Source organism: Nostoc mirabile CHAB5784, assembly GCF_020829645.1.
Taxonomy (GTDB): Bacteria; Cyanobacteriota; Cyanobacteriia; order Cyanobacteriales; family Nostocaceae; genus Nostoc; species Nostoc mirabile.
Genome location: NZ_JAIVFS010000026.1, coordinates 55621 through 76546 on the forward strand (window position 1 = coordinate 55621; position 20926 = coordinate 76546).

Below are 20926 nucleotides of genomic sequence, written 5' to 3' on the forward strand. Positions count from 1 at the left end.
TAACGTAATTCGTAATTAATGAATTAAGATTTAACTGGGTTTTCAGGTTTAAATCTGTAGAAATGCGTTATGGAGCCTTTCTACTTATTTTTTAAAATTGGTATAAGTTGGTATAAGAGAGGATTAAGTTTATGCAGAAAACTGTTGTTCTAAATGTCGTGGGATTAACGCCCAGTTTACTAGGAGAAAATACACCGCTTTTATCTTCTTGGGCGGCTATTGGGCAAGTAGTGCCGATCACAACAGTTTTACCTGCTGTAACTTGTTCTGTTCAGGCTACTTATTTAACAGGAAAATTGCCTGATGAACATGGAATTGTCGCTAATGGTTGGTACTTCCGCGATGAATGTGAAGTTAAGTTTTGGCGGCAGTCTAATAAATTAGTGCAGGCTCCCAAAGTTTGGGAAATAGCTAAATCAATTGATCCAAACTTCACTTGTGCCAACCTTTTTTGGTGGTACAACATGTATTCCTCAGTAGATTATGCCATTACGCCGCGCCCGATGTATCCCGCAGATGGGAGAAAATTACCTGATATTTATACCCATCCTAGTGATGTGCGATCGCAAATTCAATCTGATTTAGGTAACTTCCCTTTGTTCGATTTTTGGGGCCCAAAAACTTCTATTAATTCTAGCCAATGGATTGCCAATTCGGCAAAATGGATTGAGGAACGTTACAGCCCTACATTATCACTGGTTTATCTACCACATTTAGATTACTGTCTGCAACGATTTGGTCACGATGAAACACACATCCAAGCAGATTTACGAGAAATTGATGCTGTTTGTGGCGATTTAATTAAATATTATCAAGCACGTAATACTCAAGTAATTATTCTTTCTGAGTATGGCATTACCCCAGTCTCTAAAGCTGTGGATATCAACCGCGTACTACGGGAAAATGGTTTAATTGCTGTGCGGGAAGAATTGGGGCGAGAACTGCTCGATTTTGGTGCTAGCATTGCCTTTGCTGTTGCCGATCATCAAATTGCTCATGTATATGTGAATGATCCAGCATACATCCCGAAAGTGCGATCGCTTTTAGAAGCGACTGAAGGCGTAGCCCAGGTATTGGATGAAGAGGGTAAACAAACCTACCATATTGCTCATCCTAGATCGGGAGAGTTGGTAGCGATCGCCAAGTCTGACGCTTGGTTTACCTATTATTATTGGCTCGATGAGGCAAAAGCGCCTGATTTTGCTAGAACTGTAGATATCCACCGCAAACCTGGTTACGATCCTGTAGAACTTTTCCTTGATCCGCAAATTAAATTTCCTCAAGGAAAAATTGCTCTCAAGTTACTTAAGAAACAACTGGGTTTTCGCTACTTAATGGACGTGATTCCTCTGGATGCTTCCCTAGTACGTGGCTCTCACGGTAACATTAGCACTTCTCCATCTGAAGGGCCTCTATTTATCACCCATCAAACTCATTTAGTTGATGAAAATCGAATTGAGGCGACAGATGTTTGCTCGTTGATTCTCAAACATTTGAATAGGGAGTAGGGAGTAGGGAGTGGGGAGTGGGGTAATACGGTTCGGTTAAGAATATTTGTAGCTATAAGTCTTCTAGCCCGTACCAGACACCGCCGAATCTAGCGCAGCGTTCCTCAGTTGCGTCAATGCTCCAACCCCTGCTTTTTTGTTAACGATCGATGGCTTGACTTTTAAGACAGTCGCTACACATTTTCATTTTTTGGGCTTAACCGAACCGTATTGGGAGTGGGGGCTGGGCGTTAGGTCTGTATGGAACTCAACCGAGAAGCGCTATAGCTGTCATGCGTACCAACTTATGTCCTTTAAAACCTCGTTTGTAGTCAGAGGCTAGAAATGCTTCTCATGGCGGCTCTGGCGCGAGTAAAGAAGGCGGCAGCCCCCCTAGTAGGCATTCCCAGTCAGAGCAGGGGGACGAAGATTATCCTTAAAAGCTGTTTTTAAGCTGGCTTTCACCTTAAGTTGACACCAATGCACATATATGCATCACTACAGATTCCAAAAATACAAAACAATTTTGTGGCAATTCATAGTCATATCGAGTACGATTTATATATGAATTCGTTATGACTATGAATTAATTAGCTCCATTAGTGGGCAACCGCCTATCTGCTGGCTAAGTTTTACATTGGCAATCTCAAGAACTTAACGGAGAACTTCTTTATCCATGACTGAACCCCAAAACTTAACAACTGCTGACGGTATTCCTGTTGCGGATAACCAGAACTCACTCACAGCTGGATCGCGTGGCCCTTTATTAATACAGGATTTCCACCTTCTAGAAAAGCTGGCTCATTTCAACAGAGAACGTATTCCTGAGCGTGTTGTCCATGCCAAAGGTGCGGCTGCTCATGGTACTTTTACTGTTACCAATGACATCACACGCTACACTAAAGCCAAACTTTTTTCGGAGATTGGCAAAAAAACGGAAGTCCTCCTGCGCTTTTCTACAGTCGGGGGAGAAAAGGGTTCAGCAGATGCCGAGCGTGACCCTAGAGGCTTTGCCATCAAGTTTTATACTGAAGAGGGCAACTGGGATATTGTAGGCAACAATACGCCTATTTTCTTTATCCGCGACCCGCTCAAGTTTCCTGATTTTATCCATACCCAAAAGCGCAATCCTCAAACCAATTGCAAAGACCATAATGCAAAGTGGGATTTTTGGTCACTCAGTCCAGAATCGCTCCACCAGGTGACGATCCTGTTTTCAGATCGGGGAATTCCGAAAACCTATCGACACATGGATGGCTTCGGTAGCCATACCTTTAGTTTGATTAATGCTCAGGGCGATCGCGTCTGGTGCAAATTTCACTTTAAGACTCTGCAAGGGCATCAAACCTTGACGGAGGAAGAATCGAGCAAGATCAAAGGCGAAGATCCGGATCATGCGACTCATGATCTGTTTGAAGCGATCGCTCAAGGAGACTATCCTAAGTGGCGGATGTGTATTCAAGTAATGACCGAGGAGCAAGCAGCCAAACATCCTGATAATCCTTTTGACTTGACGAAAGTTTGGAAACATTCAGAATATCCTTTAATTGAAGTCGGGATATTAGAGCTAAATCGTAACCCTGAGAATTATTTCGCCGAAGTAGAGCAAGCTGCTTTTAGCCCTAGTGCGGTGGTTCCGGGTGTTAGTTTCTCTCCAGACAAAATGCTTCAAGCTCGCATCTTTTCTTACCCAGATGCTCAACGGTATCGCTTGGGTGGTAACTATCAGCAACTACCTGTCAACCAGCCCAAATGTCCAGTGATGCATTATCAGCGAGATGGTTTTATGGCATCGGGTAACAACGGCGGTAGCGTTCCTAACTATGAACCGAATAGTGCTGAGGGTACGCCCAAAGAAAATCCAGCTTATGCAGAACCACCTAATCATTTAGGTGATGTCACAGTCGATCGTTACAGTCATCGTGAAGGAAACGACGATTACACCCAAGCCGGTAATCTGTATCGGTTACTAACTCCTGAGCAGCAAGAGCGTCTTGCTCATAATATCGTCGGCAGTCTCAGTCAAGCAAGGCAGGACATCCAGATGCGTCAACTTTGCCACTTCTTCCGGGCAGATGTTTCTTATGGTCGTCGTGTCGCTGAAGGATTGGGCATTTCAATTGATCCCTCAATGTTTTCTGCTACTGCTCAACCTGTAGGTAATTGGTAAGCCTTATCCAATTTTGTGGGGTGGGCATCTTGCCCGCCCTAAAGCAAATTCATTTGATTAACTTACAAAAAAATCGAGGTAATTAAACATGAAATTAACAGCAACAGAAAAAGGCTTATTAATTCCTAAAGAACTATTAGGAGAAAATCAAGAGTTTGAGATTATTCAAGAACATGGAAAAATTATTATTACTAGCATCAAACAAACATCTTCTATTTGGGATTTAGGTTCAAATCCTGTAGAATGTGATGTAAAAGATGGTGCAATTAACCACGATCGCTATCTCTATAACCCGTGAGAAGTATCTAATTTTTAGATACCAGCTATATTTTAGCTCTGGAAATCAAAAATGAAGATGCTCATCAAAAAGTATTACAAAATTGGGCTACTTTAATAAAATCCAAACCTTTTTTAATAACAAAAACATACATTTTTGATGAAGTTGTTACTTTTTTTAATAGTCGAAACCTTCATTATAAAGCAGTTGAAGTTGGTAATCGGTTATTGGAAAGTCCTGATATAGAATTAATCGAAATTGATCGAACTCTATTTAATCAGGGATGGGAATATTTTCAAAAGCATAAAGACAAATCTTATTCTCTCACTGATTGTTTATCATTCAATACTGCTCGGTTAAGAATATTCGTAGGTTGGGTTGAGGCAATGCGTTACCCAACAAACCCTGCTCTTAGGTTGGGTTTCGTTCCTCAAACGCCACTTGCTTCAAGTCGGGAAACCCGCCCAACGCAGTGGCTCCCCAACCTACACATTTTAATTTTTTAGCCTTAACCGAGCAATATTGGTTTATCATTTATCGTTATGCAACAACGAGAGATTGTTACAGCTTTAACCTTAGATAATCATTTTTATCAAGCTGGATTTCAAATTTTACAATCATAAATTAAGTATAAATAACAAAGATATATTTACTATTTTATTCTGAATTTGATAATGTCTTAGAAAGTAGAGTCAAAACTACTTGCAGTTAGATCCCTGATTTTTCAAAGAAATCGAGGATCTGGAATTGCTGTAGGTGGATAATGGAGAGGAGTTCAAAGACTCGTTGACGGAGTTCAGAGGCTCATTAATGGAGCTAAAAGACTCATTAATGGAGTTCAAAGCCTCATTAATGGAGTTCAGAGACTCATTAATGGAGCTAAAAGACTCATTAATGGGGTTCAGAGGCTCATTAATGGAGTTCAAAGACTCATTAATGGAGTTCGGAGGCTCATTAATGGAGTTCAGAGGCTCATTAATGGAGTTCAAAGGCTTATTAATGGAGTTCAGAGGCTCATTAAGTAGATAAACAAAAATATTTACAGTTATTGCGATCGCACCCTTCGCAGAGCATATCGTAGAGAAGTAGTTGTAGACGTTGCGATCGCTTTATTTCGCTTTGCTGCATTTGCAATGACATTGTGTAATTAATTATGTTGCCTACTTATTAAACTAGGATTTGAATCCCAGGCGGGTAATGCAGCCGGTGCAGATTACCTAAATGACTGAAACCAATAGGAGACAAAAGCAACCATTCTCCTGAATCAAGGCTGACGATTCCGCCGCAAGTATTCCAGATTCTCACGAAAGGTTATTGTATTGGGATGATTTGCCCCCAAACGTTGTTCAGCGATCGCCAAAGCTTGGATGTACAAAGGTTCGGCATCGCTGTACCTTCCCTGTGAATAGTAGAGTAATGCCAAATTGTTCAGGCTTTGTGCAACATCGGGGTGTTCATCCCCTACCAGGCGTTGATACATCTCTAAAGCTTGGATGTACAAAGGTTCGGCATCGCTGTACCTTCCCTGTGAATAGTAGAGTAATGCCAAATCGTTCAGGCAAGTTGCCACATTCAGGTGTTCATCCCCCAGCAGGCGTTGATACATCTCTAAAGTTTGGATGTACAAAGGTTCCGCATCACTGTACCTTCCCTGTGAACGATAAAGTAATGCCAAATTGTTCAGGCAAGTTGCCACATTCGAGTGTTCATCCCCTACCAGGCGTTGATACATCTCTAAAGCTTGGATGTACAAAGGTTCCGCATCACTGTACCTTCCCTGTGAACGATAGAGTAATGCCAAATTGTTCAGGCTAATTGCCACAGACGGATGTTCATCCCCCAGCAAGCGTTTATACATCAACAAAGCTTGGATTAACAAAGGTTCGGCATCGCTGTGCCTTCCCTGTGAACGATAGAGTAATGCCAAATTGTTCAGGCTACTTGCCACATTCGGATGTTCATCCCCCAGCAGGCGTTGATACATCTCTAAAGCTTGGATGTACAAAGGTTCGGCATCGCTGTACCTTCCCTGTGAATTGTAGAGTCCAGCCAAATTGTTCAGGCAAGTTGCCACATTCGGGTGTTCATCCCCTACCAGGCGTTGATACATCTCTAAAGCTTGGATGTACAAAGGTTCGGCATCGCTGTACCTTCCCTGTGATTCGTAGAGTCCAGCCAAATTGTTCAGGCAAGTTGCCACATTCGGGTGTTCATCCCCTACCAGGCGTTGATACATCTCTAAAGCTTGGATGTACAAAGGTTCCGCATCACTGTACCTTCCCTGTAAATTGTAGACTCTGCCCAAATCGTTCAGGCTAGTTGCCACATCTGAGTGTTCATTCCCAAAACATCTTCTAGCAGCTGATAAACATTGTTCATACCAAGGTAAGGCTTGCGTGTAGGCTCCTTGACCTTCGTAAAATCTAGCCAAGCCTACAAAAGGCCAGATTAAATCATCATCGCTTAACCAAGCTTGGTAAACTGTTACAATTTCCGCAAGGTGAGGGATGGCAAGAGTTGCTTTAGCAATTTCTATCAATGTGGGTGTGTAAGGAATATCTTTTGCTACGGCTACCATTGCTTGACAAAAGCCCCGCTTGAGTTCATCTACTTCAGTTAACTCTTCTAACTTGTCACTCCAGAATTCTCGAATCAGCTGATGCAGTTGGTAAGTTTCTTCTCCAGTGCGCTGAAGTAAACTTAGATTCACTAGGTAATCATCTCTGACATAATTTGTTCCGATTGGCAAGGCTAGTCCAACAAGTGGCTTTAACAACCAGCTACCCAATCCTAACTCCGCCTCTGTCAAAGCCAGAGTCAGCAATTCCACAACATTATCCCGCAATTGGGCATCAGTGAGTATCGGGGGAAATTTTTGTTGCTGTTCGCTAATAAACATTGCTTGAGCTGCGATCGCTCTAGCTATTGGTGCATAATATTCACTCAAATCAGATTCGGAAACTGTGAGCAATGCCTGATGATACGGTTCACTGTGGATAACAGTTTCTCGTGCTGGCTCAAATACCTCTGCAATTCCCGCCTCTTGCAACTTGGCTTGCAGTTGAGATGCTGGAGTGAGACTGGCTACACGAGATTCTAAAATATCCCCTGGCTGTTCCCCAAAGGGATTTCCTGACTCAATCGGTTTCAAAGACAACAGCCGTAATTCATACAGAGGATCGCGGTATAATTGCCCCCACAGTACAATCTCTGCGTCTTCTTCTTCCTGAGATAAAGCCAGTGTTGCATCTTCCAAGGGTACTGATGCCCGATTATCATTGAACCTTGCACCTAATGCACCCCAAAGACAGGGAGCAACTTTGATATCAGGACGTTGGGCGTGAATCTTTTGCTCAATTATCTGAAAGATTTCGTTGTATTCTCGTTCCCTAATGCCTGTGCCATGTACAAATATTACAGTGGTCACAATAATTCGTAATTTATAATTCGTAATTCGTAATTTTTACCCCATACCTGAAGTTAGGGGCTTGAATAATGATACTACGCGTTTTTATATTTCCATTGATGAATCAAGAGGCTTGTACCTATTTAATTACGAATTACGAATTACGAATTACGAATTAGTCATTATGTATTATTCCTCACTACTTTGTCTGACACAAGTTGATTTCATTCACTTGGTTTATTAAAAACTTCTAAAATCTGTCGGCAAATCTGTTTGAGCTTATCCTCGATTTCACCAGAAGGCGAAGATGCGCCGACAATACTCCAGTTATCTACCGTAGAAAGCCGCCACGCTTCGCCGCGATGATCAAATCCAGCTACCTCCACGCCGATCGCACGGCGGGAATTATTGATGGGATCTTGATAAAATCGGATTTGAATTAAAATGCTGCGACTTCGCCAAGATTTGCTGATACCAGGAAAGTGAAAGCCAATATCTATAGAATCTGGATCGACTAACTCTCTAGTTTCCGGGTCATTCTTCCAGGGTTTGAGATCAGATTTGGCATCAGGAAACTCGAATTTGAACAAATTAACCACCGTAGCAATGTTGCTGGCGAGTTCAAGGTTCGTTGCCTGTTCAGCTGCGTTCACTAAAAAATACTCCTATATTGTGTCGGCATCTTCCGGGATGTGAAGACAGAAAAGCCGCCAGAAGGCTTATCATATTGGTGTTTCAGCTTATCAAGACCTTTGAGATTTAGCAACTCTAAATCATACTTCCCTAACAATCCTGGTTACTAACAGATGCTAAAAATCATTTCTTGTTGGGACTGCCTAACACCTATTAAGTAATTATACTTAAAAAACTCCTCAAAAGCAGATGAAACTCTGCCCTTTGTAAAAAATATCAAGATTTTCTGCAAAATCCTTGGCTGACAAGAACGATAAATTACGCTAGCGATCTAAAATGACACTGTTAATCGGCAAAAAAACAGTAATCAAGTTCAATGTATGGCGCGTCAACGCTCGATTTTTTCATTTTTTCTAGTATTATTGGCCACATTCCTCATTAGTTGTGGCGGCCCTGGTGTTGCGGTAGCACCTCCGACTTATACAGCAACACAACTTGAAAGAATTCAGGCTTATGTTCCTGAAATTCAGGCTGTGCGCGATCGCTCAGGAGAGTTAAAAAGCCTGATCCAAAGAGGTGATTGGATCAATGTGCGTAACTTTATACATGGGCCCATAACAGAAGCAAGGCTGAACCTGACTTATGTCACTCCCAACCTTCTGCCCAAAGACCAACCCGCAGCACGTCAGATAACGCGAGATTTGTTTAACGACCTGGTTAAACTTGATAAAGCTACTAGTGCTGGCAATGCTCAAGTTGCCCAGAGTAACTCCCAAGCTGCTTTCGCAGAGATTGACAAATTCCTCCAGCTGCTTCCTAAAACAGAAGAGAGTTAGGAGCAAAGCCGGAGACGTTTTTGTTGCTCCGGTTATTAGTTAGGAGTTAGGAGTTAGGAATTTTAAATTTTTAACTTCTAACTCCTAACTTCTCACTTCTAACTCTAAACACAAGTCAAAATAATTCGTAATTTATAATTCGTAATTCGTAATTATTACCCCACGACTGAAGTCGGGGGCCTAATTGAGGAATAAATTTATTTGTCTCCATAAAATGTTAGTTAGTTGCTCTGTACCTTTAATTACGAATTACGAATTACGAATTAGTAATTATTTGGTCATGAATGTAGTTATTATCGGTTGTGGTGTGGTTGGGGCTGCGATCGCCTATGAACTCAGTCAAGTAAAAGGGCTGAAAATCACAGTTTGCGATCGGCAAGCACCAGCACAAGCTTCTACGGGCGCTGCACTTGGCGTTTTAATGGGCGCAATCAGCCAAAAAATTAAGGGCAAAGCTTGGCAGATGCGACAAACTAGCATCCAACGCTATGAGACTTTGATTCCTGAACTAGAAGCTTTAACAGGTCGTAAAATCCCCTTTAACCGCCAGGGAATTCTCAGTCTTGGTTTGGAAGAGGAGAATTTAGCAGCATGGGAAAAACTTGTGGAAGTTCGCCACTCTCAAGGCTGGCATTTAGAAATATGGGATACGGCTAAACTCCAGAATATCTGTCCTCAAGTTGATAGCGAAACAATTACTGGTGCTGTCTATTCTCCTCAAGATCGTCAACTTGATCCAACTGCTCTCACATTAGCTTTAGTTGAGGCTGCCCAGCAAAACGGTGTGACTTTCAAATTTGGTGTGGCTGTTTTGGATGTCCAAACCTCACCACCTGAATCTTCTCCCCAATTTTGCAATCAACTTGAGACTACAGAAGGAAAAATAGCGGCTGATTGGGTTGTAGTCGCAGCAGGGCTAGGTTCAACACCACTGACAGCAAAATTAAATCAAATAATTGATATCCGCCCCGTACTTGGGCAAGCATTGCAAATGCACGTAGGGCATCCGTTGGGTAATCCAGACTTCCAGCCAGCAATAACGGGTAACGATGTGCATATTGTTCCTGTGGGCGGTGGAGATTATTGGGTGGGTGCAACAGTGGAATTTCCCAACAATGGCGATGAAATACCGCCAAATCAAGAACTGCTGGAATCCGTTAGAGAACAAGCCATCGCATTTTGTCCAGAATTAGCCACAGCAACTATTCTCCGCACTTGGTCAGGGTTACGTCCCCGTCCTGAAGGACGCCCAGCCCCAGTTATTGGTAAGTTGCCAGGGTTTAGTAACATCCTCCTAGCTACCGGACACTATCGCAACGGCGTTTTACTAGCGCCCGCCACAGCTTATACGATTCGTGAGATGATTATTTCTCAGGAAGTGGGGAGTGGGGAGTAGGGAGTGGGGAGTGGGGGGGTGAGGGAGCAGGAGGGGCAGGGGAAGCTGGCGTTGCAGGGGCAGAAAGAATAACTAATGCCCCATGCCCAATGCCCAATGCCCAATGCCCAATGCCCAATTCCCAATTCCCAATTCCCAATGCCCAATATAGGAAAATAGCGTGTCAATAACAGAACATAAAATCAATGTAGATTCACTGGAATGGTTTTATCGGGAATCTTTACCAATCGGTAGAACTGACTTAGCGCCTGTGTTGTTGCTACACGGCTTAGTTTCACAAAGTTATAGTTGGCGTAATATTATACCTGCTTTGGCGAATCAGGGTACAAGAGCGATCGCACCAGATTGGATTGGTTACGGCAATTCTTTAAAACCAGAAAAACGAGATTTTGCTTACACGCCCGATGCTTTTATCACAGCTTTAGAAGGATTTGTTAAAGCGCTAGAACTTGAACATTTTTCTTTAGTTGTCCAAGGTTTTTTAGGTTCTGTAGGACTACAATATGCTTTGCGTCATCCAGAACAAATTGCCAATTTAGCTATTTTAAATACACCAATTTCAACTGCTGCCAGATTACCCTGGAAAATTAAACAAATGGGTTTACCTTTGGCAGGTGAAGTCATGACCCAAGACCCGCTTTTAGTTGACCGGACGCTAGAAGGTGGAAGCCGTTATCGCATAGGAGATAAAGAATTAGATGTTTATCGAAAACCATTTTTAAAAAGTTCTTCATCTGGGCGGAGTCTCTTATCAAGTATTCGCAATTTACAGCTAGATTCAGCAATGAAAGAAATCGAATCTGGCTTTAAAGAATGGCAACAGCCAATTCTGATTCAATGGGGTATAATTGACCCTTGGTTACCCGTAGAGATTGCCCAAAATTTTGCCAATTCTGTACCAAATACCGAATTAATAAAACTTAATAACGTTGGACATTATCCTCAAGAACACTACCACGAAGCGATTTTGGAAGACCTTTTACCCTTTGTGCGTCGTAAAGATGCTCATTGAGAATATACCTCTGGCAAAAGTCCCTAACACCCCACCCCCAACCCCTCCCCGCTCTTCGGGAGGGGAGACAAAGCGTAGCTTTGGCGGGGTGGGGTTCTTATTTTGGATTTATGCAAGAGGTCTAATATACCTCTGGCAAAAATCGATATTATAAAAATGAACCAAGATTACCACAGATAAATCATAGATATTTATCTGTGGTAAAAAATAAATTCTGGATTTTTGCTAGATTGATAAATGTTATCCCCGCCTGCATTTGTGAACTTTTTATTACCATTAAAAATGCATCACAACCACAAGTAAAGGAGATTAGTCTTCATGGCTTATTCATGGTTTAAAGCCTTTCATATTGTCGGATTTGTAGTTTGGTTCGCTGGTTTGTTCTACTTAGTTCGTCTTTTTATCTATCACGTTGAAGCGAACCAAGAGGCTGAACCAGCGCGAACGATACTGAAAAATCAGTATCAAATTATGGAAAAGCGTCTCTACTCTATCATCACCAACCCAGGAATGTACGTGACGATCGCAATGGCCATCGGTTTATTAACTACTGAACCGGACGTTTTAAAAGAGGGTTGGTTGCACATAAAACTGCTGTTTGTTGCCATTTTAATTGGCTATCATCATTACTGCGCTCGGCTGATGAAAAAGTTAGCAGTAGATGAATGTGGCTGGAATAGTCAGCAATTACGTGCTTTAAATGAAGCACCCACAGTTATGTTAGTAGCGATCGTCCTGCTGGCTGTGTTTAAGAATAATCTACCTACAGATATCGCTGCTTGGGCTATTTTCGCCATGATTGTTTTGATGGCAGTCACTATTCAACTTTACGCCAAAAAACGCAGGCAAGATAAAGAAAAGTTGACGGCACAAATAGGGCAACCACAAGAACAAAGTTAGACAAACCTCTCCCTGCCTTGAACTAAAGTTCAAGTCTGTCCCTCTCCGAGTCGGAGAGGGAAAAGTTTTGTGTTTCACGTTAAGTTGAGACTTATAACAGCTGTGCTACCCTGCCAAAGGTTGCATTACAACAACAAATGCTACCCATTAACCATTACCTCATCCTGGAAACGTTTACAGTAAATCATCCCCAGGAATCACGGTAGTGTAAAAAGTATATTTGCGATTAGCGACATAACGGCGGTCTTGTTTAATAATCGCCATAAACTCTCTATGTCCCTCACGAGTCCGTCCCACTAAACAACCCGCGCTAGCAAGGCGAATATCATTCCGGGGAAAATCAAAGCCGTAGTGTTGATTCACATAAAAATCATCACCTGTATCAAGTTTGTCGCCAGTCCGTTTAAAATCTTTGTTGAAATCTCTACAAACAGTTATATCTCCAACCTGCACTAATGCTTCGTGAGGCTCTGCTGTGCCGTGGGTACCAACAGCCCAAGCTTTGTATTGTCCAAACTGAATCCTAGCTGCTCCTTTGGGATTCATCGGACTATAAGTGTAGTACTTCCCTGGTTCTGTAGTAGCTTCCCAGTGATCTATGATTTTGGGAACGCCATTTACTACTTCAATGACAATCCGCCGATCGTTAAATTGATTGGGTGTATCACTGTTGAGAGTCCAGTTTGCATCTATGCCCTCTACATAAACAATGTTGTATTCTTTTGGATTGGTAAATACCTGATAACCTTTGGATAGCATATATTTCACAATCTTACTAGGGATGTCATTGCCTAGTTTTAAAGGGGGTTTAGGAAGATCATCTATTTTGGTTTCAATTAGTTTCTTAGCTGTGACTGCTCCTAAAAAGCCACTCTCTTCAGTCTTTGTTAATTCTTGAAATTTTTTGAGAGATATCACAGAAACAGGGCCAAATTTACCATCGGCTGGAGGTTCCAGCAAACCTAAGCCGATTAACAGTATCTGAATCTGACGAGCTAAGTCTGCATCCTCAGCGATCGCGTCGAATGCCCATTTCTCATCTTTTCCCAAGAAATCTTGTAGTTTCATTATGCACCTACCTTAATTTACTTACTTCTAAGTATAAACATCATTTTCACGATTGATGTTGTTTGAAACAATACTCTTAAGCAAAATGTAATGTTAGAATTTTTACTATTAATTTATAATCCAACACCCGAAAAATTTACAATTTATACAGTATAAAAACTATTTATTCGCAAAATACTTGCGTAATTATATTTAAATAAACAGAAAGGTATAAATCCAGCAGGACTTACGCACTCAAAACCTGAAAACTCGATCCCCCCTTAAAAAGGCTACAGTCTACACACAAGTCTTTTCACCTGCAATGGCATTGTTTTGACTAACAATGGCATTGTTTTGACTGGCAATGGCATTGTTTTGACTAACAATGGCATTGTATCGACTGACAATGGCATTGTATCGACTAACAATGGCATTGTTTTGACTGACAATGGCATTGTATCGACTAACAATGGCATTGTATCGACTAACAATGGCATTTTTCTGGTTCCCATGCTTTGCATGAGAATGAGGAAAGCCTCATCAAGCTAGGTTTTTAGGACTTGTGTGTACACCGTAGCTTAAAAAGGGGGGATCTGAAAAGCCCGCTTTTTAAGGGGAGCCAGTGCGTTGGGCGGGTTTCCCGACTTGAAGCAACTGCCGGCGGCTCTGCTGACTTGTTCGCTCTTAGCGTTCCCGTAGGGTAGCAACTGGCGTGGGTTGGGGGATCTCTTATGCGTAAGTCCTATCCAGAACAAGCTTGTTTATAGAGCAATACGCTTGGGTTAATACCGATTACTTGTGAGGTTGCATAGAACAAGGCGCTTAGAGGTTGTTTGAAAAGTCCTATTGTGGGTATAAAAAGTTTTAGATCCCTCTAAATCCCCCGATAAATTGGGGGACTTTGACTCCGGTTCCCCCCTTTTTAAGGGGAGCCAGCGCGGTCTTGGGGTCTCTCCAAGTGGAGCGACTGGCGTGGGTTAGGGGGGATCTAAAAGTGCCTAAAATCACAGCAAAACACTTTTAAAACAACCTCTTAGAGCAAGTTGTCTGACTGAGCTTGATACATCTTGAAAAAATTAATTTTTGTATAAAAAGTTTCAAAAAATACAGAGGTGAGTTAGTTTCGTCATAATTAAAAAAATCAAGATTATTCTTGGGTGTTTAATAAAAATGGCAAATAAAATACTACTCAGTCTTCAAGATTTAAAACCAGAATATCAAAAGCTTTGGAATAGCTGCGAAATCAGACCAGATAAACTGAGCAGTACTCAAAATATAGTTGCGAAAATCATTGCAAATCGCCCTTGTTACGAAGCATTGGTGCAAAAAATTAATGTGCCTTGGTACTTCATTGCAGTCATCCATAATATGGAATGTTCCCTTAACTTCAGCAAACATTTGCACAACGGCGACTCGCTAAAAAAACGTACTGTCAACGAACCATCTGGTAGACCACTAGCTGATCCCATCAACGGCTGGGAGGTAGGATACACTTGGGAAGAAAGCGCTATTGATGCTTTGACAATCAAAGAATTAAACCGAGTAAAAGATTGGAGTTTGCCAGCACAACTTTGGCAGCTAGAGAGATACAACGGTGTTGGTTATAGACAGTACCATCCAGAAGTTCTCACACCTTACCTGTGGTCAGGGACTAACAACTACAACAAAGGCAAGTATGTAGCAGATGGCAAATGGGATGCTAATGCCGTTTCTGCCCAAATTGGCGTGGCAGCTTTGTTAAAAGTTTTGATAAAGGAAGCAAATCTTAACATCCAATAAGACGTAGCGAACAACACATGATCGCACACTGTTGAGATGAATAAGACTAAGAATATTCTACTCGTCAACCAAATAAACGCCCCCAAAAACCCTTCTTCTGATTTCTACAAATCTCTAAGTTGTGACGAAACGCAGCGCTAGTAGGTTTGAGGTGAATAGCTATTTCTAGTTCTGCGATCGCTTTTTCCAACTTCCCTTGACCGTATAGCGCATTCCCCAGTCCAGCGTGAGCTTCTGCAAAGTTTGAGTTGATTTTCAGGGCTTTTTGGTAGGCGGCGCTCGCTTCTTCCAACTTCCCTTGCTCGTACCGCACATTCCCCAGTTCAGTATGAACGAATTCATCGTTTGGGTTGATTTGCAGGAATTTTTGGAAGGCAGCGCTCGCTTCTTCCAACTTCCCTTGCTCGTGCAGCACATTCCCTAGGTTCCAGTGAGCGGGTTCACAGTTTGGATCGATTTGCAGGGCTTTTTGGAAGGCGACCCTCGCTTCTTCCAACTTCCCTTTCTTGTACAGCACATTCCCCAGTCCAGTATGAACGAATTCATCGTTCGGGTTGATTTGCAGGGCTTTTTGGAAGGCGACCCTCGCTTCTTCCAACTTCCCTTGACAGTACAGCCCTAACCCCAGTTGCCTGTGAACTTGTGCAAAGTTTGGGTTGATTTGCAGGGCTTTTTGGTAGGCGGCGCTCGCTTCTTCCAACTTCTCTTGACAGTGCAGCGCATTCCCCAGGTCATAGTGAACTTGTGCAAAGTTTGGGTTGATTTGTAGGGATTTTTGGTAGGCAGCGCTCGCTTCTTTGAACTTCTGTTGAACAAACAGCACATTCCCCAGTAGAGCATGAACTTCTGCATAGTTTGGGTCGATTTGCAGGGCTTTTTCGTAGGCGGCGATCACTTCTTCTAACTTCCCTTGCTTGTACAGCATTAACCCCAGTCCAGCGTGAGCTTGTGCAAAGTTTGGGTCGACTTGCAGGACTTTTTGGAGGGCGGCGATTGCTTCTTCCAACTTCCCTTGCTCGTACAGCACTAACCCCAGGTTACTGTGAGCGAGTACAGAGTTCGGGTCAAGACGGAGAGCTGCATTGTAGTAGAGGGCTGCTTCCTCGAACTTTTTAGCTTTGCCCAAATGCCATGCTTCGTTTATCAGGCTTGTGACTTGATATTGGCGTTCCAATTCTTGTGCAGTTTGTTTGGGGGGTGAGTAATTCGAGTTAGGATCTAATTGTGCGATCGCCTTACGAATTCCCTTGACAACTTCTAAGAATGCTTTGTCTCGGTCAGTCCAGCTTTTTATTGGTTCGCGATTACTAGGCAGAGGTGATAATTTATCAATGGGAGGATTGTCCCAATCTGCATAGCGTAGCAATATCGGGATCACACGAGCTTTACCTGCTGCATTCTGTTCTAAGGCTCGTGTAACTTCAACTGTCCAGTGATAATGAGAATTTATGAAATCAGGGCTGATTAACAATAAGATCAGCCCAGCCTGGTTTAAATGCTGATCAATTTCGCCTTTGATTTCTTACCCAGCGACGATTTTGCGAGCATTCCAACTTGTAATAATGTTTTCCCGAAGCAAAGACGCTAGATGCTTCTCTAACTCTTCGCGCAGTTCTTCATCTTCTTCGTGATAAGAAATAAAAACTTCAATAGATTTCATTGGGGATATGACAAGACGCTGGTTGCTTTAAAAGAAGACTACACAAGCTTTTGCTCGATTTCCTGAAGCTGCCGCTCCAACCGATTTAGTTCTGTTTTGTTTTCCTGAATTTGTTTCTCTAGCTTAAACTTTGTAGCTGTATCAGTTTCAATGGCGTATGCTTGGCCCAGGCGATCTAATTTTGTACTAGCCAAGTCATACTGTTGTTGCAGTGAATCCCGTTCTTGCTCTAATCGGCGACGCTGGGGTTCAGTTAAACCCCCACTCGTTGCAGGAAGGCTGGAAATTGCAGGTGTAGTAGTTCTAGAAGCATTTGAGGAAGAGGTTTTTGATTTGGCAATATCTTCAACTACTCTGCGAATCCCTTGAGCGACATTTAAAAAAGCCTCATCTTGGTCTTGCCAGGTTGTAATCGGTTTAGCATTTTTGGGAAGTGCTTGTAGTTTACCAAAAGTCGCACCATTCCAGTCTGCCGGCCTAAGAATAATCGGAATTATACGAGCTTTCCGCGTTTCATGTCGTTCCATTGCTCGTGTCATTTCTATATCGTAACAATAATCTGAAACCAGAAAGTCAGCACTTACGAGCAGTAGAATAATATCTGCAACTTCAAGATTTTCATCAATGGCATTTGCCCATTCACTGCCGGGACTGATTTCGCGATCGTGCCAAGCTTCAATAACTCCTTGACGTTTCATCATGCTCAGATGAGTTGCTAATTTATCTCGCAACGCTTCATCTTCGTGGGCATAGGAAAAAAATACTTTAACTGCATTAGACATATTTTTGAATCTACTTGATTAAATACCTGTATAAGAGTAGGTAAGTTAATTTTCCCAAAATAAAAGCTTAAAGGGAGAATATTTATTTAACGTGAGTCTCTAACAGCTTATATCATGTTCGTTTAATCAGTCCAATAAAAAGATATCTCCCCGGTTTTACTAAGCAAAAGCTGTCCAACTCTGATGTAAAGAGGGACAGACTTGAACAAAAATTCAAGGTAGGAAGAGGTTTGATAACTAATTAGGGACTTCCAAGAAATAAATTATCCAAATAAACGAACCACAGAGACGCAGAGAACACAGAGGAATAAGGAGGAGAGAGTTTTTTGAGTATTTTTTTATTTGGAAGTCCCTTACTTGATTTGCGGATGCGTGTCTTGTCCATCCCAACAAACTAAGGTAGGTGTAGCTATGCTTTTAGTCTGGTAAGCATTTTTGACACCAACCCAGTTACTGGCAATTGGCATTCGCCAACCAGTTCCAAAGGCGCGATCGGTGATTTTTAAACCGGGGGGTGCTTGTCGCCGTTTAAATTCAGCCCGCGCCACCATTTGAATTACTCTATCTACAATCACCGCATCGTGACCGGCTGCAACAATTTGCGCTGCTGATTGATGATTGTGAATCAGGCGTTGCAAAATATCGTCCAAAATTTCGTAGGGCGGTAGAGAGTCTTGATCTACTTGGCCTGGTTTAAGTTCGGCGCTGGGTGGTTTAATCAAGACGTTTTGCGGGATGATTTCACGTAGGCGTAGCCCGTCGTAGACATCGCGATTTAACCATTGGCAAAGTGAATACACACGGGTTTTAGGAACATCTGCAATCACCGCTAACCCGCCATTCATATCACCGTAGAGAGTACAGTAACCAACTGCCATTTCTGACTTGTTACCGGTAGATAAAAGCAGATAGCCAAATTTATTAGCGATCGCCATTAATAAATTACCGCGAATCCGGGATTGTATATTCTCCTCTGCCAGTCCAAACTCAGTACCTGCAAATAAATCACCTAAAGTTTGATCAAAGCCTTGCATTAACTCGCCAATTGGTAAAAGATTAGTCTTAATCCCCAAATTTTCGGCTAATGCCAAAGCATCGCTAATGGAATGCTCGGAACTGTAAGGGGAAGGCATGAGAACACCGAGGACATTTTCGTTACCAAGTGCCGCAGTTGCGATCGCAGCTACTATTGCAGAGTCAATCCCGCCACTTAAACCCAAAACTACTTTAGAAAAGCGACACTTACGAGTATAATCTCGCACTCCCAAAACCAAAGCTTGCCAAATTTCTTCATCTTCCGACTCATAGACAGGTGCTACAGAACTTAATTGAAAATCTCGTTGCGCTTCGTCAAATTCAACTACTACTAAATCGGTATCAAAGCCACGGGCACGACACATAACTTCACCTTGACGATTCAAGGCAAAACTACGCCCATCAAAAATTAGGTCATCATTTCCCCCAACCTGATTAGCATAAATCATCGGTTGTTGAAAACGTACTGCACTATGCCTGAACATGGTTTCTCGAAACTGCTGCTTGCCGACCGTGTAGGGGGAAGCAGATAAATTTACAATCAAATCTACACCCAGAATTGCTAAGTCAGCAATCGGATTTACTGTATAACTACGTTTGCCCCAAAATTCCTCATCATTCCATAAATCTTCGCAAATAGTTACGCCAATATGGATATTATCTAAGGTGAAATAATTGGCTTGCAAACCTGGTTCAAAATAGCGACGTTCATCAAATACATCGTAAGTAGGCAAAAGTCGCTTGTGAAAAACTTGCTTGACCTTGCCATCTTCTAACAAAGCCATGCTGTTAAATAAACTTTTACCACCACTAATATGTGCTTTGAGGTTTTGTTCAACAGTTCCTACCAACACAGCTAAATTCGGTGGTAAATCCTGGGCCAAGTTTTGTAAAGTGATGCCCATTGCTTCCACAAAACTAGGATTTAGTAATAAATCTCTTGGTGGATAGCCACACAAAGAAAGTTCTGGTGTTAGCAACAAACGCGCACCGCTAGATGCTGCTCGTTGTGCCGCCTCTAGGATTTTTTGGGCATTTAAAAGCAAATCACCAATTGTCGGATTAATTTGAGCGATCGCAATTTTCATATTATTTGTCATTTGTCATTTGTCATTTGTCATTTGTCATTGGGCATTGGTTATTAATTCTTGTCCCTCATCTCCCTCATCTCCCTCATCCCACGTAGCGGTTCATTAAATAAACACCAAGGGTTTATCTTTTAAGGGAGCAAAAGCTTCAGCATCAAACTTATACAAACTCGCTGGACGACCAGCACCTCGTGATACTTTAATTCCGGTATCGCATAAAAAACCTAACTTGAGTAGACGCGCTCTAAAATTAGAATAATCGGAAAAATTGTCACCTAAAACTGTGGCGTATAACTGATATAAATCATTCAAGGTGAACATTTCTGGCAAGACTTCAAAAGCCACTGGGCTATACTCTAATTTATTTCGCAAGCGCCTGTGTCCATAAGCCAAAATTTCATTATGGTCAAAAGCTAATTGCGGCACTTGTTTGACTGGATACCAAGCTATGCCAGTCATGCGATCGGCAATCAATTCGGCTTCTTCAAATCGCACTAGGGCAAAGTAACTAACTGATAGATAACGCACACCATAACTATCAGTTGCTTCCCGTGGATCGCGATTCGGCCCGCCAAATGTATAGAGTTGTTCTAAATAGAGATTGTTGACCTTAATTTTCTCTGCCATAATGCGATAGGCGGCATCTTCTAAAGACTCTCCTGGACGTACTAAAGTACCGGGAAGACTCCAATGATTTAAAAATGGTTCTTGCTGTCGCATTACTAGTAGAACTAACAGCCGATTTTGTACAGTATCTACAGAAAAAATTACATTATCAACACCAACCTTGAAATCGGCCAAAGGTTGTTGGTTTAACGGAGTTGGTATCTTTTTTTGTGAACGTCCTGGCATTCGTACAAATGCTCTCGATTAATATAGGCAACTACAGGGGCTGTGAGGGCTTGAGAATCTCCATGTTCGCGGTACGCTGTTGAGGAAACATCTAGACCGATCAGACTAGCGATCGCAATCTTCCCTCCCAGCTTTTGCACTACCTCTGAACTAGATTCATCTATTGCATATCCCGGTCGCGGCACAATCAGTAGTTGCACTTCCTGTAACAAATCTTCAATGCGATACCAACGTGGTAGCTGAGTCAGTAAATCTGAACCAATAATCAACGTCAATTCAGCATCTTCACTCCAAATAAGCTTCGCTTTTTCTACTGTCTCCAGTGTTCTGAAGCTACTCAGTTCTTGTTCCAAAGCAATATTGTGCCGTGGCGAGTCTATATCCGCAATCAACAGTCGCAACATTGCCGCCCGATGTTCTAAGGGTGTTTGATGGGACTTAAATGGATTATCCGCTGCCCAAACCGCTACCCAATCATAACGCTCAGACAACCAACTCAGAATTTTTTGATGTCCAGCAGTTGGTGGATCGGCACTAGTACCAAACAAAGCAACTCTCATAATAAT

18 protein-coding genes and 2 pseudogenes are annotated in these 20926 nt (G+C 42.2%); 11 read left to right on the forward strand and 9 right to left on the reverse strand.

Going from position 1 to position 20926, the window contains the following annotated elements; translation table 11 throughout:
- The first annotated feature begins 131 nt into the window (after positions 1-131).
- The 5 genes and pseudogenes from LC653_RS18270 to LC653_RS18285 all read left to right on the forward strand — a co-directional run bounded on the left by LC653_RS18270 (position 132) and on the right by LC653_RS18285 (position 4963).
- Entirely contained in the window at positions 132-1508 is a 1377-nt protein-coding gene (locus LC653_RS18270) for an alkaline phosphatase family protein (RefSeq protein WP_229495918.1), read from the forward strand.
- A gap of 655 nt (positions 1509-2163) precedes the next feature.
- Positions 2164-3657 carry a catalase gene (locus tag LC653_RS18275; RefSeq protein ID WP_229495921.1) on the forward strand — a complete coding sequence of 498 codons (1494 nt, stop codon included), beginning with the start codon at positions 2164-2166 and terminating at the stop codon, positions 3655-3657.
- A gap of 88 nt (positions 3658-3745) precedes the next feature.
- Positions 3746-3955 carry a hypothetical protein gene (locus LC653_RS18280; protein WP_229495924.1) on the forward strand — a complete coding sequence of 70 codons (210 nt, stop codon included), beginning with the start codon at positions 3746-3748 and terminating at the stop codon, positions 3953-3955.
- 23 nt (positions 3956-3978) lie between these two features.
- Positions 3979-4440, forward strand: a pseudogene (locus LC653_RS47360) (type II toxin-antitoxin system VapC family toxin); the annotation flags it as partial.
- A gap of 250 nt (positions 4441-4690) precedes the next feature.
- Positions 4691-4963, forward strand: coding sequence for a hypothetical protein (locus LC653_RS18285; RefSeq protein WP_229495925.1), 273 nt, complete (start codon positions 4691-4693; stop codon positions 4961-4963).
- Between the two features lie 235 nt (positions 4964-5198).
- Here the strand turns inward: LC653_RS18285 and LC653_RS18290 are convergent, their stop codons facing one another.
- Positions 5199-7361, reverse strand: coding sequence for a tetratricopeptide repeat protein (locus tag LC653_RS18290; protein ID WP_229495927.1), 2163 nt, complete (start codon positions 7359-7361; stop codon positions 5199-5201).
- A gap of 203 nt (positions 7362-7564) precedes the next feature.
- Positions 7565-7993, reverse strand: a complete 429-nt coding sequence (locus LC653_RS18295; RefSeq protein WP_229495928.1) for a Tery_1686 family protein — start codon at positions 7991-7993, stop codon at positions 7565-7567.
- 342 nt (positions 7994-8335) lie between these two features.
- On the opposite strand from LC653_RS18295, the pseudogene psbQ reads away from it, so the two are divergent.
- From psbQ to hemJ, 4 genes and pseudogenes are all read left to right on the forward strand, one after another.
- Positions 8336-8809 (forward strand): annotated as a pseudogene (psbQ, locus tag LC653_RS18300) (photosystem II protein PsbQ); the annotation flags it as partial.
- Between the two features lie 280 nt (positions 8810-9089).
- A complete protein-coding gene (locus tag LC653_RS18305; RefSeq protein ID WP_229495930.1) occupies positions 9090-10205 on the forward strand; it encodes an NAD(P)/FAD-dependent oxidoreductase in 1116 nt (371 codons plus the stop codon).
- A gap of 160 nt (positions 10206-10365) precedes the next feature.
- Positions 10366-11217 carry an alpha/beta fold hydrolase gene (locus LC653_RS18310; protein WP_229489893.1) on the forward strand — a complete coding sequence of 284 codons (852 nt, stop codon included), beginning with the start codon at positions 10366-10368 and terminating at the stop codon, positions 11215-11217.
- A gap of 318 nt (positions 11218-11535) precedes the next feature.
- The gene (hemJ, locus tag LC653_RS18315) at positions 11536-12117 is read left to right on the forward strand and encodes a protoporphyrinogen oxidase HemJ (protein WP_229489894.1); all 582 of its coding nucleotides are present in this window, start codon (positions 11536-11538) and stop codon (positions 12115-12117) included.
- Positions 12118-12291: 174 nt separating this feature from the next.
- Here hemJ and LC653_RS18320 read toward each other — a convergent pair whose 3' ends face one another.
- Positions 12292-13185: a peptidoglycan-binding protein gene (locus tag LC653_RS18320; RefSeq protein ID WP_229495931.1), complete on the reverse strand. Its 894-nt coding sequence runs from the start codon at positions 13183-13185 to the stop codon at positions 12292-12294.
- Between the two features lie 312 nt (positions 13186-13497).
- Here LC653_RS18320 and LC653_RS18325 point away from each other — a divergent pair, with 312 nt between their 5' ends.
- Both LC653_RS18325 and LC653_RS18330 read left to right on the forward strand, forming a co-directional pair.
- Positions 13498-13713, forward strand: coding sequence for a hypothetical protein (locus LC653_RS18325; RefSeq protein WP_229495932.1), 216 nt, complete (start codon positions 13498-13500; stop codon positions 13711-13713).
- Between the two features lie 621 nt (positions 13714-14334).
- Positions 14335-14943, forward strand: a complete 609-nt coding sequence (locus LC653_RS18330) for a hypothetical protein (protein WP_229495934.1) — start codon at positions 14335-14337, stop codon at positions 14941-14943.
- 64 nt (positions 14944-15007) lie between these two features.
- On the opposite strand, the gene LC653_RS18335 is transcribed toward LC653_RS18330, so the two are convergent.
- The 6 genes from LC653_RS18335 to LC653_RS18360 form a co-directional block, all read right to left on the reverse strand.
- On the reverse strand, positions 15008-16462 hold the full coding sequence (locus tag LC653_RS18335; protein ID WP_372478188.1) for a tetratricopeptide repeat protein: 1455 nt from the start codon (positions 16460-16462) through the stop codon (positions 15008-15010).
- 3 nt (positions 16463-16465) lie between these two features.
- On the reverse strand, positions 16466-16603 hold the full coding sequence (locus tag LC653_RS18340; RefSeq protein ID WP_229495938.1) for a hypothetical protein: 138 nt from the start codon (positions 16601-16603) through the stop codon (positions 16466-16468).
- Between the two features lie 38 nt (positions 16604-16641).
- Positions 16642-17385 carry a TIR domain-containing protein gene (locus LC653_RS18345; protein WP_229495939.1) on the reverse strand — a complete coding sequence of 248 codons (744 nt, stop codon included), beginning with the start codon at positions 17383-17385 and terminating at the stop codon, positions 16642-16644.
- Between the two features lie 353 nt (positions 17386-17738).
- Positions 17739-19508: an NAD+ synthase gene (locus LC653_RS18350; RefSeq protein WP_229495979.1), complete on the reverse strand. Its 1770-nt coding sequence runs from the start codon at positions 19506-19508 to the stop codon at positions 17739-17741.
- Positions 19509-19613: 105 nt separating this feature from the next.
- Positions 19614-20360: an NUDIX hydrolase gene (locus LC653_RS18355; protein ID WP_012411955.1), complete on the reverse strand. Its 747-nt coding sequence runs from the start codon at positions 20358-20360 to the stop codon at positions 19614-19616.
- Positions 20321-20920 carry a nicotinate-nucleotide adenylyltransferase gene (locus LC653_RS18360; protein ID WP_229495940.1) on the reverse strand — a complete coding sequence of 200 codons (600 nt, stop codon included), beginning with the start codon at positions 20918-20920 and terminating at the stop codon, positions 20321-20323. The genes LC653_RS18355 and LC653_RS18360 overlap by 40 nt, the downstream gene beginning before the upstream one ends.
- Positions 20921-20926 lie beyond the last annotated feature (6 nt).